This is a genomic window from Halpernia sp., from assembly GCF_048269545.1.
Lineage (GTDB): Bacteria > Bacteroidota > Bacteroidia > Flavobacteriales > Weeksellaceae > Halpernia.
Window position 1 is genome coordinate 49607 of record NZ_JBLXIJ010000005.1, and the last position, 18666, is coordinate 68272.

Here is an 18666-nt window from a genome sequence, read left to right on the forward strand (position 1 = left end):
ATGAAGTTCAAAAAGTAAGGATTTGTTAAAAAATTCAAAATTATTTTTTAAACCCCATTAATTAAACTATTTTTGTGAAATAACATATATTAATGGATCACTTTGAAAGCTGGAAAGATTTACTAAATCCAGAATTTTATATTAAAATAGGCGGTTTTTGGCTTGTCTTATTTATTATTTTTGCGGAAACTGGTTTGTTTATTGGCTTTTTTCTTCCAGGAGATAGTCTTCTTTTTGTTTCGGGAATTTACGCGGTAGAAATCGTAAACCATTCTGTAGGAAATACAGGAAGTGATTTTTTAGATACCACAATTTTAGCAACTTGCGTTTCAATTGCGGCAATTGTTGGAAACGAAGTTGGATATTGGTTTGGTTATAAAACTGGGCCTATTTTGTATGAGAAAAAAGACACTTTTTTATTCAAGAAAAAATACCTTTTTAAAGCACATGATTTTTTTGAAGAACATGGAAGATTAGCTGTAATTATGGCGCGTTTTCTCCCAATTGTAAGAACATTTGCTCCTATAGTTGCAGGAATTGTAAAAATGGATAAAAAGAAATTTTTCTTTGATAATGTTATTGGTGCAGTTTTGTGGTCTTTTATCTTAATTTTTGCAGGCCATTATTTAGATGAACTTTTCACAAAACAATTTGGAATAGATCTTAAAACACATTTAGAAATTATTATTTTAATAATCGTTTTAATTACAACTTTACCTATAATTATTAAATTTTTTGGTGGGAAGAAAGAGGTGTAAAATCCTTTACTTTTTTTAATGTTGAATTAAAATTGCATCATTTCTTCTATTAAAAATGTGTAATATAAACCAAGGCAAAAACTGAAATTGTCACCCAAAGAATAACCGCCATTAAAATCGGTTTGTAACCCGTTACTTTTAAATCTGCAAAACTAATTGTTGTTCCCACTAAAAATAAGGTTAAAACCAAAAGTCTTTTTGAAATTAAAACAATATTATCTGTAATTATTGTTGGTAAAATATCCGCGGAATTAATTAAAATTGCCAAAATAAATAGCCCAATAAAATAAGGAATCTTTATTTTTTCGCCTTTTGTTTTAAATAAAAACATAGACAAAATTGAAAGCGGAATAATCCATAAAGTTCTAGATAATTTTACAGTTGTTGCAATTCTCAAAGCTTCATCGCCATAACCTAAAGCTGCGCCTACCACAGAACTTGTATCGTGAATTGCAACAGCGCACCACAAACCAAATTCGTTTTGGCTCAAATTAAAAAAATGTCCGAGTGGTGGAAAAATAAAAAGAGCAATAGAATTGAGTAGAAAAACAATTCCTAAAGCAATACTTATGGTTTTTGGTTCTGCTTTTATCACGGGCGCAACTGCAGCAATCGCACTTCCGCCACAAATTGCAGTTCCAGAAGTGATTAAATGCCCCAGTTTTAAATCAATTTTTAATAATCTCGCCAATAAAATTCCTAAAGAAATGGTAATTAAAATTGAGAAAAAAGTCAAGGTTAAACCTTCTTTTCCCGTTTCTAAAGTTTCTTTGATGAACATTCCAAAACCCAAACCTACGACTGCAATTTTTAATAAATAAGAAATGGTTTTCTGACTTTCCTTTTTGTAAGGATGGCTAAAAATTAAGGCAAAAATAAATCCTAAAAGTAAAGCAATTGGACTATTTAAAACGCCCAAAAGTGCTAAAATTCCGATAGCGAAAAAGACGAATTGCGAAACTTTGTTTTTCATATGTAGATATTTATTATTTTTAAACGCCATATGTTATCGCCTTAATTTTCATTTGTGATTATTTGCAAAATTGTTGATGGCGATTTCATATTTTAAATTAGACCACAAAAGTCGGCAAAGTGAATAATATTTTAGCAAAGTAAAATGCTATTTCGGATAACTAAAAGTTATAGTTATCTTGAATTAATTTTTCAAAATAATCTAAAAACTGCGATTGATATCCCGTTCTGGAAACAAAATAAAACCAACGCTCAATTGTAAAATCCTTTATATCAATAATTTTCAGCTGATTGAGTTTTAATTCTTCTGCAACTGCACAAATTGAGATGAACGCGAAATGATTAGAATATTTCAAATAATTTTTAATTGCTTCTGTGCTATTTAAAGTTAACAAAGAATTTAGTTTTGAAATGCCTTTTTTTTGCAAAGCTTCAAAAAGAATATCTTTCGTTCCAGAACCGTTTTCACGCACAATCATCGGAAGTTCTGCTAAATTTTCAAGAGTGATAAATCCTTGTTTAAAATTTTTATTATTCACATTCGTTACCAAAACAATTTCATCACGAATGAATTTTTTATACTGAAGTTTTCGATTGGTGTTTTTTCCTTCAATAATTCCAAAATCTAATTTTTGATCCAGAATTAAATCTTCAATTTGTTCAGAGTTTGCACTTTTAATATCGAATGAAATTTGAGGAAAATTCTTCATAAATTTTGCAATAATCTTAGGAACAACATAAGCTGCAACTGTGCTACTTGCTCCAAACTGAATTTTTTGTGGAAAAGAATTTTTAGCACTTACAAATTCAGTTTCCATTTCTTCGTAAATAGATAGAATTTTGTTGACGTATTTTAAGAAAATTTCTCCATCGGCTGTGAGCGAAATTGAGTTTCTTTGACGGGTGAAAAACTGGGTTTTATATTCGTCTTCAAGATTTCTGATTAATTTTGAAATTGCAGGTTGAGAAATAAAAAATTGTTCTGCCGTTTTTGTAAAACTTAATTGCAAGGCAACAGATTTAAATATTTGGAGTTTTCTTTTCATTAAATTCAATTTTCAGAATGATGAATTTTTAAGCAATAAATTTAGTTTAAAAAATTTTGAAATTTATAAGTTCTAATATTTTATCTTTGCTAAAGATTGCTCAAAATGACTAAAGATCAACTTCTTCCACTTTTACAGAAAGCTTTAGAAAAAAACCAAAAAGCACAAACCCAATTAATTAATTATTATTGGAACGATGTGTTTTCTTTTACGTTGCTAAAAGTTGGAGATTATACAATGGCAGACGAAATTACGGTAACTGTTTTTGCGAAAGTGTTGTCAAAATTAAATTTATATGATCCTGCTTTTCAATTTAAAACTTGGCTTTTAACCGTTACACAAAATACAATAATTGATTATTGGCGAAAAAAATCCCGCGAAACAGAAGAACCAACTGATGGTTTGGAAATGGTGAAAAATCAGTTCGCAAAATCTCCAGAAGAATTAATGATTTCGGAGGAAGAGCAGAAAAAAATATCAAAAATTATTGAAACTTTAGACGCTAATTATCAAGCGATAATTCGGTTGCGATTTTTTGAAGAAAGAAGTATAAAAGAAATTTCAGAAGAGTTGCAGATTTCTGTTTCAAATACGAAAGTTAGAATTATGCGTGCGAAAAAATTATTGGCAAAGCTTTTGAAAGATGAAGATTTTAGTGAATTATAAACCACAAAAATGATAAAAGTTTTTTAGCGTTTAAAGTTTAAATTTTTTCTTTTTAAAGTTTGAAATGCAAATCTTAATTATCCTTATTCCTTTCTAATTCTTAATTTTAAAAAAAGTTTTATTTAAAAATATTTTACATCGACAAATTCAATACTTCAACAAATTTATTCTAAAAAATTAGCCGTAAATTTGAATCTTCAAAAAGATAAGAAATGTCAGAATCTACTATACAACCTGAAGTTTTACAGAAACCAAAATGGATTCGCGTAAAATTGCCAACAGGAAAAAATTACCGAGAACTCCGAACATTAGTTGATAAATATAAATTAAATACCATTTGCCAAAGTGGATCTTGTCCAAATATGGGCGAATGTTGGGGAGAAGGAACGGCAACTTTTATGATTTTAGGAAATATTTGCACCAGAAGTTGTGGATTTTGTGGCGTAAAAACTGGAAAACCTTTAGACGTAAACTGGGACGAACCAGAAAAAGTAGCAAGATCTATTAAATTAATGAAAATTAAGCACGCCGTTTTAACTTCAGTTGATCGAGATGATTTAAAAGATATGGGTTCAATTTTGTGGGCGGAAACGGTAAATGCAGTTCGCAGAATTTCTCCTGGAACGACGATGGAAACTTTAATTCCGGATTTTCAAGGTGTAGAAAAACATATTGATAGAATTTTGGAAGTTGCGCCGGAAGTGATTTCTCATAATTTGGAAACAGTAAAAAGATTGACGCGAGAAGTTAGAATTCAAGCGAAATATGAGCGCAGTTTGGAAGTTCTAAATTATATGAAAAATTCTGGTCAAAAACGAACAAAAACTGGATTAATGCTTGGTTTGGGTGAAGAAAAAGATGAGGTTTTTAAAACTATTGAAGACATTAGAAATGCACAAGTTGATGTGATTACAATTGGACAATATTTACAACCAACAAAAAATCATTTACCTGTAAAACGTTTCATTTCGTTAGAAGAATTTGAGGAATACAGATTGTTCGCTTTAGATTTAGGCTTTCGTCATGTGGAAAGTTCGCCGCTAGTTAGAAGTTCTTATCATGCCGAAAAACATATTCATTAAATATTAAAAATCTCACTTTTTCAAGTGAGATTGAGGAATTCTAGAAATTATTTCTTTTGTTTTGGTACTTTCAAACCTTTTTCTTTTGCTTCAGAAATACCAATAGCAATAGCTTGTTTACGATTAGTAACTTTTTTTCCAGAAGAAGATTTTAGATCTCCTTCTTTAAATTCGTGCATCACTTTACCGATTTTATCTTCGGCTTTTTTGGAATATTTTTTTTCTGACATGATTGTTTAAAATTTTAATTATTTAAAATAACACCAATTTGGTAAACTTTGGCGTGTTTCAAATATTTTGCTCGTTCTCTGGAAGTTACAGACTCTATTTCGCCATTTTTTAAAACAATTACAGGATCTTCTTCCATTTGTGTATTTCCTGGCGCGAAGTATTTTTCTTCCGGGCTTTCTCTTTTTAAATCGGATTCTTTTTCCATTAAATGCGATGCAAATTCTTGAAATTGCGGATCGCCGGAATGAATAAATTTATATTCTGGTCCTGCATAAGCTGCGAAATGATTTTTATGCTCTACTAAACCCGCTTCATCGCTTATTGCTGGATTATCATTTCCATTTTTAAATGCTATCTCTGCAAGTTTTCCATTTTCTGCAATAGAAAAGTTTTCTGCTTCATCAAAATTTGAAAATCCAGTGTAAATAATTTGATTTTCAAGTTCGTATTTATTTAATTTTTCTTTCAAATTTGGATTCATAATATGTATTTTAAATTATCGATTAAAACTTTCCTTGCTCAATAAAGGAATATTGTAATTCATAACATTCAATTATATTGCCAAATTAACATCAAGAACTTTTAAAATTAATTTTTTAGATTTAATACTTTTTTAATTTTATAAATTATTTTTTGAAAATATTTTATCTTAAAATTAAATTGAACAGTGTTTTTAATCTTCAAATCTTTCAAAAATTTCTTTAAATAAATTTTCTTATTTTCGGCAACTATAATCCTTAATAAAAACTTATGCAAGAAGCTTTAATAGGAAATCCTTTATTTAAAAATAATATCATTGTTTTTGGGATTTTAGCGATTTCTTTGGCGGCAATTTTTTACACGTCATCACTGAAAAGTTGGAAGAAATTTTACTCAATTTTCCCTGCTTTGTTGCTTTGTTATATAGTTCCGGCAATTTTAAATACAACAAACATAATTTCTAGTGAAACACAGGAATATGAAGATTTGTATTATGTTGCAACACGCTATCTTTTACCTGCATCATTGCTTTTACTGTGTTTAGGAATCGATTTAAAAGGTCTAATAAATCTTGGCTGGAAACCAATTGCTATGTTTTTTGCGGGAACTTTTGGAGTGATAATCGGTGGTCCAATTGCACTTTTTTTATTTAGTCAAATTCATCCAGCAACCGTTTCTGGAACTGGAAATCAAGAAATTTGGCGTGGACTTTCTACAATCGCTGGAAGTTGGATAGGAGGTGGTGCAAATCAAACCGCAATGCTAGAAATTTTCAGTTATGATAAACGATTCTACGGCGCAATGATTTTAGTAGATATTGTAGTCGCAAATATTTGGATGGCGATTTTATTATTTATGATTTCTAAAAATGAAAAAATAAATAATTGGTTAAAAGCGGATAATTCTTCCGTTCAAAATTTAATTGATAGAGTAGAAAATTATTCTTTGAGTGTACAAAAACAACCGGCTTTAAAAGATTATATGGTGATGTTTGGAATTACTTTCGGTGGTTTAGCCATTTCATTTTATTTTGCAGAATTAATCTCAAAATTTCTTTCCGGAATTCCATCTTTTGCAGATCCAAAATCTTTTTTTAATTCTTTTACGTCCAGTTTTTTATGGCTCATTTTATTTTCAACTGTGATTGGCGTTTTAGTTTCCACAACAAAATTGCGCAGTTTAGAAGGCGTCGGAGCGAGTAAAATTGGAAGTATCTTTATTTATATATTAGTTGCTGTAATTGGAATGCGGATGGATATAATGCAAATATTTGATAATCCATTTTTGATATTTTTAGGAATTGTTTGGATATTTATTCATGTAGTCATTTTATTTATTGTTGCAAAATTAATTAAAGCGCCATTATTTTTTATCGCTGTAGGAAGTCAAGCAAATATTGGTGGAGCTGCTTCGGCGCCAGTTGTAGCTGGAGCTTTTAATCCAAGTTTAGCGCCAGTTGGAGCTTTATTAGCAATACTCGGATATATTGTAGGAACTGTAGGTGCTTTATTTTCCGCTTTAATGATGGAATGGGTCACAAATAATTTCATTTTGTAAGAAGAAAGTAAAAATTAAAATCTTGTAGAAAAAGTAAAAAAAAGTATATTTGCTAAGATTAACAAAAATTAACACTAAAATATGGATAATACTGAAGCATTAAATGCACCAGAAGAATTTTTAGAAGGAAAATCAACAGGAAAACATCCGAAAGGATTATGGGTTTTATTTGGCACAGAAATGTGGGAAAGATTCAACTTTTATGGAATGCGTGCTTTACTTACGCTTTTCATGGTGAATGCGCTATTAATGAAAGAAGGAGATGTCACTATTATTTATGGTGGTTTCTTAGCTCTTTGTTATTTAACACCAATGTTAGGTGGTTTTGTTGCAGATCGGTTTTTAGGAAATAGATATTGTATTATTATTGGAGGTTCTTTGATGGCGATTGGTCAGTTCCTAATGTTTACAAGTGCTTCTACATTTGGTTCAAATTTGGGTTCTGCACAAATGTTAATGTGGGTAGCTTTAGGCGTTATTATCTTTGGAAATGGTTTTTTTAAACCAAATATTTCCTCAATGGTTGGAAGTCTTTATCCGAAACAAGAAAAATCGAAATTAGATTCTGCTTTTACCATATTTTATATGGGAATAAATATGGGTGCATTTTTAGGCCAATTGATTTGCCCAATTTTAGGTGATGTGAAAGATTCAGCAGGAATTAGAGATATTCACGCTTTTAAATGGGGATTTCTAGCTGCTTCTATCGCAATGGTGATAGGAACTTTAACTTTTATTTTACTTAAAAATAGATATGTTGTAACACCTGAAGGAAGACCAATCGGTGGATTACCAAGTGAACATACAGCGGCAGATTTTGAAGAAGGTGAAGCACAAACGGCTAAATTTTCTGGAAAATCTATCGGTATTGCAATTGCAATTTTTGTGATAACATTCTTTGGATTTCAATATTTATTTATAGATAAAATTGGATTTACATCTGTTGGAATGGGACAATTTGTAAAAGCCGTGATTTATCCTTTTATTTATTCAATGGGAATAGCATTGGCTTATTTAATTATGTCTGCAACGGAAAATAAAGTAGAAAGAGATAGAATTTGGGTAATTTATATTGTTTCCTTTTTTATTATTTTCTTTTGGGCAGCTTTCGAGCAAGCTGGTTCGTCATTAACCTTTATTGCGGATAACCAAACAGATAGACATATTTTTGGCTGGAATATGCCACCTTCAATGGTTCAGATTTTTAACGGTTTATTTATTGTGATTTTAGCCGTTCCTTTTAGTATGCTTTGGGATAAATTAAGAGCAAAAGGAAAAGAACCGGTTTCGCCATTAAAACAAGCAATTGGTTTGGGTTTAATTGCGTTAAGTTATTTAATTATCGCTTACAATGTAAAAGATTTAGGAAACAGCGGACTTCTTGCTGTGAAATGGTTAATCTTACTTTATTTAATTCAAACAATGGGTGAACTTTGTTTATCACCAATTGGTTTGTCATTGGTTGGTAAATTAGCTCCAAAAAGATTTGCTTCACTTTTGTTTGGTGTATTTTTTATCGCAAATGCTGCAGGTTATGCACTTTCTGGAACTTTAGGATCTATTTTACCCGCAACTGGGGATAAATTTCTTTTAGCTAAAGAACAAAATATTGATTTACAAAAAGTTTTAGACAAAACTTATCAGCCAACCGCTAAAGAATTATTTTTATTGGCACAATCTAATTTAGCAGATACTAAATTCGGTAAAGACGAAACTTTAAAAAATGATATTCAAAAATTATTTGATGAAAACAAAGATGTAATTGCAGCACAAAGATCTGATTATGAAAACAAATTAAAAGAACTTCACAAAACAGATAAAAACGCAAAATTAGATTTTACATTAGATCAATCTCAAATCAAATTTCCTTCGGAAGCAGATTTAGCGAAAATAGAAAATGGAAAAGTAATAAAAGCGGAATACAAATCTTTTGTAGGTTTTGAAATTAAAAGTTTATTTGAATTTTTTATGGTATTTGTTATTCTTTGTGGAATTGCAGGCGCAATTTTAGCTATGATTTCTCCTATATTGAAAAAAATGATGCATGGTGTAAACTAAAAATCATTTCATATATTTTCATAAAACCACCGAATTATTCGGTGGTTTTTTTTACATTCGTGTAGCAAAAATTTAAAAATAGCAACATGAATCTTACACTTGAGCAAATTCAGGATTTCAAAGGCAAATATCCAAGACAAATTTGGAGTTTATTTTTCTCCGAAATGTGGGAACGTTTTTGTTTCTACGGCATGCGCGGAATGCTCGTTTTCTTTATGATTTCTCAACTAAAATTAGATGAATCAGATGCTAATTTACAATACGGCGCAACTCAAGCTTTTGTCTATGCTTTCACTTTTGTGGGCGGAATTTTTGCAGACAAAATTTTAGGCTTTCGAAAATCACTTTTTTGGGGTGGTTTTTTAATGATTGTAGGAAGTATGATTTTAGCCGTAAATCCACATACTTATTTTTTTCTTGGAATTTCTTTCACCGTTGTTGGTACTGGTTTTTTTAAACCAAATATTTCCACAATGGTTGGTAAACTCTATAAAACTGGTGATAACAGAACAGATGCAGGGTTTTCACTTTTTTATGCAGGTATTAATTTAGGCGCGCTTTTGGGCGGTTATTTTTGTGTCGCAATCGGTAAAGGTGAAATGTTTTCAAGTTTAATTCCAGAAGATAAAAGATGGAATGTTGCTTTTGGTTTGGCTGCAGTTGTAATGGTCATCAGTTTAATAAATTTTATTTTCACCCAAAGAAGATTAGGTCCCATTGGGCTTCAACCTTTAAAGATATTGAAAGATGGAACCGAAGTCGCAATGGAAAAATGGAAAGAATATGGCGTTTACGTTTTATCCTTAATTTTTGTTCCCTTAATTATGATTATGGTTGCTAAAACCGAGTACACTGATTATTTTATGTACACAGTTGGTCCATTGACTTTGCTCTATTTATTTTATGAAATGACGAAAGTAAATAGAGTGGAACGAAATAAACTTTGGGCCGCCTTAGTTTTCATTATTTTTTCCATCTTTTTCTGGGGAATTTATGAGCAAAGTGGCGGTTCTTTAAGTATTTTCGCCGCACATAATTTAAACCAAGATTTATTAGGTTTAGATCCAAATGGTGTGAATAATTCCGGTGGTGCATTTTTCATTTTATTAGTCGCAATTCCAATCGGTTTACTTTGGATCTGGCTTAGTAAAAAGAAACTGGAACCAAATACAATTATAAAATTTGGATTGGGATTTTTATTCCTAGGTCTTGGTTTTTATGCGATATACGCTACCAAATTCTTTGCAAATGTTCAAGGCGTAACTTCTTTAAGTATTTTTACAATTGCGCTTTTCATCATAACGCTTGGTGAAATGTGTTTATCTCCAATTGGACTTTCAATCATGACCAAACTTTCTACCGAAAAATTACAAGGAATGATGATGGGAATGTGGTTTTTAGCCTCTGCTTACGGACAATATGTGGCAGGATTAATTGGCGCAAATCTTGCGACAGTAAGAGAAAATTCATCTAACTTAGAAAAATTAAACGCTTACACTTCTGGCTACAAAGATTTAGGTTTATATGCAGTAATTGCGGGAGTGGTATTGATTTTGATATCTCCGCTCGTAAAAAAATTAATGCACGGCGTTAAATAATTTCTACTATTTATGAGAAAATTCATCGTATTACTTTTTATTTTAACTGCTTTGTTTTTCAATGCACAAGTAAAATGGATGAGTTTCTCTGAAGCAATGACACAACAAAAAATTCAGCCAAAAAAAATAATAATCGATTTTTATACCGATTGGTGTAAACCTTGTAAAACAATGGACGTTCGAACTTATGGTAATCCATTTATCGCAGCTTATATCAATGAACATTTTTACGCAGTAAAATTTGAAGCAGACGGAAACGAACAACTCAATTATCTGGGTAAACAATTTGGAAATACTAAAAGTGAAGATAAAAAATCTAGAAAATCTTTAAATGATTTTACAATGTTTATGAACGTAAGTTCCATTCCATCAACCGTTTTCTTAGATGAAAAATCTTATCCAATTACCAATCTTAATGGTTATTTATCTGCAAAGGAATTAGAAGTTTATCTTAATATGATTGCAACAAACGATTATAAAAAAATAAAAACCAAAGCAGATTGGGAAGCTTATACAAAAAAACTCCAATCTAAAATTAAAGAATAATATTCAAAAAAATAATTAAACTTTGTCAATATTTGGCAAAGTTTTTTTTATTCCCGAAATTCGCTTAATTTCATCTTCTAAATTATATTCTTTGCTAAATCTTGACACTTCCATAGAATTTCTAAAAGGCATCGGTTCAGAGCGCGCAAAAATTATCCGAAATATTTTGGGTATTTCTACGGTGGAAGATTTACTTACTTTTTATCCTTTAAGATATTTAGATAAAAGCAAAATTTATTTAATAAAAAATTTATCTGAAGATTTACCAGATGTTCAGTTAAAGGGCAGAATCACAGAACTACAGGAAATTTCTTCAGGGAAAATTAAACGTCTTTCAGGAAAATTTCAGGATGAATCTGGGACGATGGATTTGGTTTGGTTCCGCTATTCAAAATGGATGAAAGAACAAATTCCCATTAATAAAGAATTATTCATCTTCGGAAAAGTAACTTTATTTAACAACACTTTTTCGATGGCGCATCCAGAAATAGAAATTGAGGAAAAGAAAGAAGCAGAAACGCGTCTAAAACCAATTTATTCGAGTTCTGAAAAACTATTAAAATGGAACTTAAACCAAAAATTTTTCCAGCAAACATTGAAAAATTTAATGGCAGAAATGCCCAATTTAATTAACGAAAATCTACCGTCTTATTTAATTGATGACTTAAAATTAATGTCTCGGCAAGCTGCTTATTTTAATATTCATTTCCCAAAAAATTTAGAACATTTTGAAGCCGCAGAAAGACGATTGAAATTTGAAGAAGCTTTTTTTTTCCAGTTGAGTTATGGTTTGAAAAAGCAATATCATAAAACAAATTCCATCGGAAATCCAATGCCGAAAGTGGGTGAAAATTTTAATACATTTTATAAAGAATATTTGCCTTTTGAATTAACTGGCGCACAGAAAAAAGTATTGAAAGAAATTAAAAAAGATTTAGCAAAACCAATTCAAATGAACCGTTTGTTGCAAGGCGACGTTGGTTCTGGGAAAACGATGGTTGCTTTATTGGCGATGCTTTTAGTTTTAGACAATGGTTTTCAATCTTGTTTAATGGCGCCCACAGAAATTCTCGCGCAACAACATTTTAATGTGATTTCAGAACTTTTAAAAGAAACCGGGATTACGGTAAAATTGCTCACAGGTTCCACTAAAAAAGCTACACGTAAAATAATTCACGACGATTTATTAAGCGGCGAATTGTCTATTTTAATTGGAACTCATGCGGTTTTGGAAGACATTGTTCAATTTAAAAATTTAGGTTTAGCAATTATTGATGAACAACACCGTTTTGGAGTGGCGCAAAGAGCAAAACTTTGGGCAAAAAATAAAATTCCACCACATATTTTGATAATGACTGCAACGCCGATTCCAAGGACTTTAGCAATGAGTTTTTACAGCGATTTGGAAGTTTCCGTAATTGATGAAATGCCAATTGGTAGAAAGGAAATTATCACGGCGCATCGGAGAGAAAAAGACCGTGCTTTCGTTTATAATTTTTGTAAAGATGAAATTAAAAAAGGACGGCAAATTTATTTCGTTTATCCTTTAATCGAAGAATCTGAAACTTTGGATTATAAAAATTTAATGGAAGGTTTTGAACGAATTTCAGAATATTTTCCGAATCCAGATTTTAATACGACAATGCTTCACGGCAAAATGAAACCTGCAGAAAAAGATGCGGCAATGCAGTATTTCGCAGTTGGAAATGCCAATTTAATGGTTGCAACAACGGTAATTGAAGTTGGCGTAAATGTTCCAAACGCATCTGTAATGGTGATTGAAAGTGCGGAAAGATTTGGTTTGTCGCAATTGCATCAACTTCGAGGAAGAGTTGGTCGCGGCGCGGAACAGAGTTATTGTATTTTAATGACTACCGATAAACTTACAAACGAAAGCCGAAAACGCATCAAAACGATGTGTGAAACCAATGACGGTTTTAAAATTTCTGAAGTCGATATGGAACTTCGCGGCCCGGGAGATATTCTCGGAACTCAGCAAAGTGGTGTGGTGGATTTTAAGAAATTAGATTTAATTAATGACGGAAAAATCATAAAAGCATCCAAAGATATCGTCGAAAAAATATTAAAAAAAGACCCGCAACTTAACGAAGCGAGTCATATATCTTTGAAAAATTTTTATGTAAAACAATACAAAGCGAAAAATAAATGGGGGAAAATCTCCTGATTTAGGTTGTTCCCATCACCATCATATTTTCCATCGTTGGAGTCGGACTTCCGCCCGCTTTTTCTAAAGTTATTGCAAATGCTTGAGCCTTATCAATCACCGCCATAGATTGTATTGAATCTGGTTTGCTTCCGTCAAACATTCCCGCACTCACTGGTTTTCCATCCACAATTGCCCAAAGTTGATATTGTTTTCCTTGTGGTGCAGCTGGTAAATTATTAACTTTTAGATACACTTTTTTAGAGGAATCCCAATAAACATTTGCAAGCATTCCTGGATGCGCTGCAACACCGTTTAATTTAATATTCTTGGAATTCAAAATCATAGTATTTTGACTTTGAAGTTCAGAAACTTGAGTGCTTAAAATAGTATTATTAGTCGCCAATTGCGATATTTCTTTACTTTGTTTTTGACTATTAAAGAAATTATAACCTAAACTTAAAAGTAAAAGTAATGATGCAGCGATTAATGCAAATTTAGAAAAGTTGCTATTTTCTGATTTTTTGTTTAAAGGAATAATTGGTGCAGAAACGGATTTCGTTTCAGTTAAATTATTTGTATTTTCTGTTGATTTTGCAAAATCTAATTTCGCAAAAATCTGTGATTTTAATTCTGAAGGTGGTTCAATTGCTTCTGCATCTGCTAAAAGTTCAAATGTTTTCTGAGCTTCTAAAACAGCGTTTCGAACTTCCACATTATTTTTCATCACACATTCCAAAATAGAGGCATCTTCCTGCGGAAGCACTCCTAATGCGTATTCTTCAATAATACCGGTTGATATGTAAGTTTTTATGTCCACTTCTTTATAAACTGTTTTTAAAACCTTTCAATAAATCTCGCAGTTCTTTAATTGCAGCTCTACTTCGTGTTTTTACTGTTCCCAAAGGAATACCTAATTCTTCAGAAATTTCTTCTTGTGTAAAACCACCGAAATAGGCTTTATTTATTATCACTTTATAATCTTCTCGAAGTCCATTTACAATATTTTGCACTTCGTTAAATTCGTGTTTCTGCTCTGTTGAAAGTGTTGTACTGTCATTTACGAAGTCGGGAATACTTTGGTTTTTTAAATCGTTTCTAAAAGATTTAGATTTTAATCTATCTATTGCAGAATTTCTAGCAATATTAAGCATCCACGTGTAAAGACTGCCTTTGTTTTCATCAAAAGAATTTATAGAATTCCAGATTTTTACAAATACATCATGTAAAACTTCATTGCTTTCTTCTTTATAAGTAATTACTTTAATAATAATTCCATAAAGTGCTCCAGAATAATTTTCATATAAATAGTTAAAGCCACTTTGGTCTCTACTTTTCAGCAAAGACACTAATTCTTCAGTTGTGAGCTTTAATTTTTTTGACATAATAATAACGGTTCAAATATAATTCATTTTTTTAGAAATAAAATCTATTTATTCATTTTTTCCGTAAATAACATTAAAATTTAACAAATAATGAAATCAATAATTATAAAAACTTCCACTCTTATTTTTATGGCAGTTCTCACAACACATACTTTTTCCGCACAAAGAATTCAGGAAGTGAATGGAAAAAAAATTATAAATCCTTTTTATTCTAGAACTGATACTTCAATCTTAAAAGTAAGCGATTTACAATGGAAAAAAGTTTTAAATAAAAATTTATTTGCTACGGCAAGAAAAAATAATACAGAAATGGCTTTTACCGGAAAATATAATGATTTTGAGGGTATTGGAACTTATTATTGCGCTGTTTGCGGAAATGCTTTATTTAAATCTGATGCAAAATTTTCTTCTACTTGCGGATGGCCGAGCTTTTTTGAAACAATTCGTCCAAAATCTGTTGTTTATAAAAAAGATTATTCTTTAAATATGGTTAGAACAGAAGTGAGATGCGGTAGATGTGATGCGCATTTAGGACATTTATTTGATGATGGACCTACCGCAAATAAAAAAAGGTATTGTATGAATTCTATTTCTCTAGAATTTGTACCAGATAAAAAAATGGCAAATAAATAAATCTAAAAAAAAATTAGCCTCGTAAATTATAGCAACACAAATTCAATATATATTATTTAATTTAAAAAATAAACTTTTATGAACTATTCAAAAATCACAACCGCAGCTTTGGCTTTAACATTGACATTCGGTTTAGGAAATCAACTTTCTGCACAGAAAATGATGCAAAAAGAAAAAACAGTTATGGTGGGTGGTGCAGCAATGTATCCTTCAAAAAACATCGTAGAAAATGCAGTAAATTCTAAAGATCACACTACTTTGGTTGCAGCGGTAAAAGCAGCAGGTTTAGTAGAAACTTTACAAAGTAAAGGACCATTCACGGTTTTTGCACCAACAAATGAAGCATTTGCGAAATTACCAGCAGGAACTGTAGAAACAGTTTTGAAACCAGAAAATAAAGCAATGCTTACTTCTATTTTAACTTATCACGTAGTTCCAGGAAGAATTTCTTCTAAAGAATTAGCAGCTTGGATTAAAAAAGGAAATGGTAAATACATGGCAAAAACAGTACAAGGAGAAGACTTAACATTTTGGATGAAAGGGAAAAATATCTATGTTTCTGATATGAAAGGAAACAAAGCAAAAGTTACCATCGCAGATGTTAACCAATCTAATGGTGTAATACATGTTATTGATACAGTATTAATGCCCTAGTTTTCATAGTTTTTTAATGTTATGTGAAGGTGCCGCACTCAGAAAAGAGTGCGGCATTTTTTTAAATTTAGAAATTAACTTACTTACATAGAAAATATTTACCTTTATTTCCTTTTCACTAAAGGGTGATTTAATTCGCCCACTTCATTTCTTATCACTTCAAAATCAGAAAGATTTTCAAATAATTTAGATAAAGTTGCATAATTATAAGTTCGAGCATCAAAACTGGGATCTATTTTTCGAATATTTGCGCCCACTTTAGAAATATATGCAATGTCATTTTCATCAGTTGAAATTTCAAAAGCTTTAGAAATAGTTTCTTTGTCGCTTTCGGATAAAAAATCAGCTGGTTTCGCTACATTTTTTACCGTATTTTCCGGTTTCTCTTTTGCTATTTTGGGCTTTTCAGTTTTGGGCGGATTTGCTTTTCTGTCTAATATTTTCGGTGAAATATTTTCAGTATAAGTAAAAATATCGCACGATTTTACAAATGCTTCCGGCGTTTTCTTTTCGCCAATTCCCATTACAAATAAACCTTCTTCACGGATTCTTTTTGCTAAACCTGTATAATCACTATCACTGGAAACGATGCAAAATCCTTCCACACTTTTACTGTGTAAAATATCCATTGCATCAATTATTAAAGCGCCATCTGTGGAATTTTTTCCTTTAGTGTAAGAAAATTTTTGAATCGGATTTATAGAATGCTGATTGATTAAATCTTTCCAAGAATTCATTAAAGGTGAAGTCCAATCGCCATAAATTCTTCTAATTGTGGCTTTTCCATATTTTGAAACTTCCTCAATTGTTTCTTTCAAAAGTTTTGCTTGTGCGTTATCTCCGTCAATTAAGATGGCAATATTAAATTTTTTTTCACTCATTTTAAATGGGATTTTTATTTCCGAAATTATCCACTTTTTTCCGAGTAATAAAAGTACGATTTTTACTGCGATTTAATTTAAAACTATTTTTCTTCAAATAATTTAAACTTTAAAATTTCATTTTGACCAGGAGTTTCGACGAGAATCCAGTAGTAATTTTTTTCTTTAGAAATAAGTTCATAATTATATTTATCTCCTTTTCTACTGAAGTTTTTTCTGCCATTATTAGTACTTTCAATAAACTCTAAAACAAATTTAGTTTTATCAATCCAATTCATTAATAATTTTGAAGTTGTTCCATCTGCAAAAGTTTCCTTCCAATATTTTTTACCAATTTCCACTTGGGTTTCTGCACCTTCATATTCAAAATAATGGAAGTTTTTGGTATTTTTAAATTGTGAAATTTCAGAAGCGGAAATTGTAATTTCTGGTTTTGATTTTAATATTTCCCAATTATCATCTTTTGGCGGATCTTTTTGGTATAAATAGGCTCTAAAAGCTTCGCATCTTTTTTGAAACCTAAAATACAAATTATCTATTTTGCTTTCTCGTTCTTGCTCAGAAAACTGATTTAGATAATTAAAAATAAATTTATCATTTAAATTTTGAATTCTTATCGAGTCACTTAAATCTGGATCTCTTTGAAATTCCACACACATTTCATCAATCATTTCGTCGGTTTTATCCAAAGAATTCTGAGCATGAAAAAAATTAAAAGAAATAAAACTTAAAATTAAAAATAGATATTTCATAGAAAAATTTTAGATTTAATTTTTTGGTTTTGTCATTGGTGGAGGAGGTGAAGTAAACTTTGATTCTTTTTCCTCGGTTTCTACAAAACCATTTAAAAGCTCCATAAAACCGGGTAAAAATTCTTCAAATCTTTTTTCAGAACTATAGCAAACCAATTGTGTAACGCCTTTATCACTGATGAAATAATAACCCACAAATTCCATATCTAAATTATCAACATTCGCTTTATAACGAACATAAAGGATTTTTTTTCCGTTGACTGTTCTTATATCAGATTCTATAAATCTGTAAAAAGCCGCAACTTTAGATAAAGAATTTAATATGATATCTTTATAAATTGTATAATTTGCAATATCACTTTTATTCGCACTAGAAAGCGCATATCCATTTCCATCTTTTTGGATAAAAGTATATTCTAAAGCAGTTTCTGTAGCATTCTTAAAAGACCATTTTGAAGGATTTATATAAACACCCACATTTAATCTTTTGCTTTTTACCAGAAAAGTAGCAGATTTATTTTTGTTAAAAACATCAGGATTTTCATTTAAAGTTTTTAAAGCTTTTTCATCAGATTCATTTACGAATTTCCAGGTTTTGTCGGCCAATAAAACCACTTCTTGACCGTCATCTGTGATGGCTTTTATATTTTGAGAAAAGTAAAAACTGCTTATTGAAACAGCTAATAATAGTAAATTTTTTTTCATTTTTAAATTTTAAATTCCATTAAATAATCGTCCATTACAAAACCATTTCCAATATCAAAAATATCCTCTTTATAAGTTTCAAAACCTTGAGATTTATAAAATTCAATTGCAGGATTTTCTTTGTTGACGTTTAAAATAATTCTTTTATCGCCTAAATTTAAAACTTCATTTGCAAGAAAATTTAAAGCAAATTTTCCAAAACCTTTTCCTTTGGTTTCTTTTAAAAGATAGATTCTGTGAAGTTTTGTAGTTTCATTTTCATAAGAATTTTCAAAACCCAAAATTCCGACTGTAGAATTTTCATCATTTAAAATTAAATAATAATGATAATTTGGATTTTGAAACTGACTTTTAATTTCTTTTTCAGAATACATCAAATCCAACATATAATCAATCTGATCATTAGAAATTATTCCGGGATAATTTGCGCGCCAAGATTTTTCCGCTATTTCTCGGATTAGAGGAATGTCTTTTTCAGTGGCTTTTTTGATTTTCATT

20 protein-coding genes are annotated in these 18666 nt (G+C 30.5%); 10 read left to right on the top strand and 10 right to left on the bottom strand.

Annotation, left to right across the window (positions count from 1 at the left end; translation table 11 throughout):
• Positions 1-92: 92 nt before the first annotated feature.
• Positions 93-758, top strand: a complete 666-nt coding sequence (locus ACN0WB_RS07765; RefSeq protein WP_417430516.1) for a DedA family protein — start codon at positions 93-95, stop codon at positions 756-758.
• A gap of 49 nt (positions 759-807) precedes the next feature.
• Here the strand turns inward: ACN0WB_RS07765 and ACN0WB_RS07770 are convergent, their stop codons facing one another.
• A complete protein-coding gene (locus tag ACN0WB_RS07770; RefSeq protein WP_417430518.1) occupies positions 808-1731 on the bottom strand; it encodes a YeiH family protein in 924 nt (307 codons plus the stop codon).
• A 160-nt stretch (positions 1732-1891) separates the two neighbouring features.
• On the bottom strand, positions 1892-2776 hold the full coding sequence (locus ACN0WB_RS07775) for a LysR substrate-binding domain-containing protein (RefSeq protein ID WP_417430520.1): 885 nt from the start codon (positions 2774-2776) through the stop codon (positions 1892-1894).
• A gap of 105 nt (positions 2777-2881) precedes the next feature.
• On the opposite strand from ACN0WB_RS07775, the gene ACN0WB_RS07780 reads away from it, so the two are divergent.
• Together ACN0WB_RS07780 and lipA are read left to right on the top strand one after the other, a co-directional pair.
• Positions 2882-3442 carry an RNA polymerase sigma factor gene (locus ACN0WB_RS07780; protein ID WP_417430522.1) on the top strand — a complete coding sequence of 187 codons (561 nt, stop codon included), beginning with the start codon at positions 2882-2884 and terminating at the stop codon, positions 3440-3442.
• A 212-nt stretch (positions 3443-3654) separates the two neighbouring features.
• Positions 3655-4524 carry a lipoyl synthase gene (gene lipA / locus ACN0WB_RS07785; protein ID WP_417430524.1) on the top strand — a complete coding sequence of 290 codons (870 nt, stop codon included), beginning with the start codon at positions 3655-3657 and terminating at the stop codon, positions 4522-4524.
• A 47-nt stretch (positions 4525-4571) separates the two neighbouring features.
• Here lipA and ACN0WB_RS07790 read toward each other — a convergent pair whose 3' ends face one another.
• Together ACN0WB_RS07790 and ACN0WB_RS07795 are read right to left on the bottom strand one after the other, a co-directional pair.
• A complete protein-coding gene (locus ACN0WB_RS07790; RefSeq protein ID WP_417430526.1) occupies positions 4572-4754 on the bottom strand; it encodes a DUF6496 domain-containing protein in 183 nt (60 codons plus the stop codon).
• A gap of 14 nt (positions 4755-4768) precedes the next feature.
• Positions 4769-5236 carry a hypothetical protein gene (locus tag ACN0WB_RS07795; protein ID WP_417430528.1) on the bottom strand — a complete coding sequence of 156 codons (468 nt, stop codon included), beginning with the start codon at positions 5234-5236 and terminating at the stop codon, positions 4769-4771.
• Between the two features lie 269 nt (positions 5237-5505).
• On the opposite strand from ACN0WB_RS07795, the gene ACN0WB_RS07800 reads away from it, so the two are divergent.
• The 5 genes from ACN0WB_RS07800 (at position 5506) to recG (ending at position 13179) form a co-directional block, all read left to right on the top strand.
• Positions 5506-6792, top strand: a complete 1287-nt coding sequence (locus ACN0WB_RS07800) for a DUF819 domain-containing protein (protein WP_417430529.1) — start codon at positions 5506-5508, stop codon at positions 6790-6792.
• 81 nt (positions 6793-6873) lie between these two features.
• Positions 6874-8850 (top strand): peptide MFS transporter, encoded by a 1977-nt coding sequence (locus tag ACN0WB_RS07805; RefSeq protein ID WP_417430531.1) that lies wholly within the window; start codon positions 6874-6876, stop codon positions 8848-8850.
• Positions 8851-8936: 86 nt separating this feature from the next.
• Positions 8937-10448 (top strand): peptide MFS transporter, encoded by a 1512-nt coding sequence (locus ACN0WB_RS07810; protein WP_417430533.1) that lies wholly within the window; start codon positions 8937-8939, stop codon positions 10446-10448.
• A 12-nt stretch (positions 10449-10460) separates the two neighbouring features.
• A complete protein-coding gene (locus ACN0WB_RS07815; RefSeq protein WP_417430535.1) occupies positions 10461-10994 on the top strand; it encodes a thioredoxin family protein in 534 nt (177 codons plus the stop codon).
• Positions 10995-11085: 91 nt separating this feature from the next.
• On the top strand, positions 11086-13179 hold the full coding sequence (gene recG, locus ACN0WB_RS07820) for an ATP-dependent DNA helicase RecG (protein WP_417430688.1): 2094 nt from the start codon (positions 11086-11088) through the stop codon (positions 13177-13179).
• Between the two features lies 1 nt (position 13180).
• Here recG and ACN0WB_RS07825 read toward each other — a convergent pair whose 3' ends face one another.
• Both ACN0WB_RS07825 and ACN0WB_RS07830 read right to left on the bottom strand, forming a co-directional pair.
• Positions 13181-13978, bottom strand: coding sequence for an anti-sigma factor domain-containing protein (locus tag ACN0WB_RS07825; protein ID WP_417430537.1), 798 nt, complete (start codon positions 13976-13978; stop codon positions 13181-13183).
• 4 nt (positions 13979-13982) lie between these two features.
• A complete protein-coding gene (locus ACN0WB_RS07830) occupies positions 13983-14543 on the bottom strand; it encodes an RNA polymerase sigma factor (protein ID WP_417430539.1) in 561 nt (186 codons plus the stop codon).
• 90 nt (positions 14544-14633) lie between these two features.
• Between ACN0WB_RS07830 and msrB the strand changes: the two genes are divergently transcribed.
• Both msrB and ACN0WB_RS07840 read left to right on the top strand, forming a co-directional pair.
• A complete protein-coding gene (gene msrB, locus ACN0WB_RS07835; protein WP_417430541.1) occupies positions 14634-15176 on the top strand; it encodes a peptide-methionine (R)-S-oxide reductase MsrB in 543 nt (180 codons plus the stop codon).
• 78 nt (positions 15177-15254) lie between these two features.
• Entirely contained in the window at positions 15255-15830 is a 576-nt protein-coding gene (locus ACN0WB_RS07840; protein ID WP_417430542.1) for a fasciclin domain-containing protein, read from the top strand.
• Positions 15831-15934: 104 nt separating this feature from the next.
• On the opposite strand, the gene ACN0WB_RS07845 is transcribed toward ACN0WB_RS07840, so the two are convergent.
• The 4 genes from ACN0WB_RS07845 to ACN0WB_RS07860 form a co-directional block, all read right to left on the bottom strand.
• Complete coding sequence (locus ACN0WB_RS07845; protein ID WP_417430544.1) at positions 15935-16711, bottom strand: NYN domain-containing protein; 777 nt, start codon at positions 16709-16711, stop codon at positions 15935-15937.
• 83 nt (positions 16712-16794) lie between these two features.
• Positions 16795-17463: a hypothetical protein gene (locus tag ACN0WB_RS07850; protein WP_417430546.1), complete on the bottom strand. Its 669-nt coding sequence runs from the start codon at positions 17461-17463 to the stop codon at positions 16795-16797.
• Between the two features lie 15 nt (positions 17464-17478).
• Positions 17479-18168 carry a hypothetical protein gene (locus ACN0WB_RS07855; protein WP_417430547.1) on the bottom strand — a complete coding sequence of 230 codons (690 nt, stop codon included), beginning with the start codon at positions 18166-18168 and terminating at the stop codon, positions 17479-17481.
• A 2-nt stretch (positions 18169-18170) separates the two neighbouring features.
• Positions 18171-18665 (bottom strand): GNAT family N-acetyltransferase, encoded by a 495-nt coding sequence (locus tag ACN0WB_RS07860; protein ID WP_417430549.1) that lies wholly within the window; start codon positions 18663-18665, stop codon positions 18171-18173.
• Between the last annotated feature and the right edge of the window lies 1 nt (position 18666).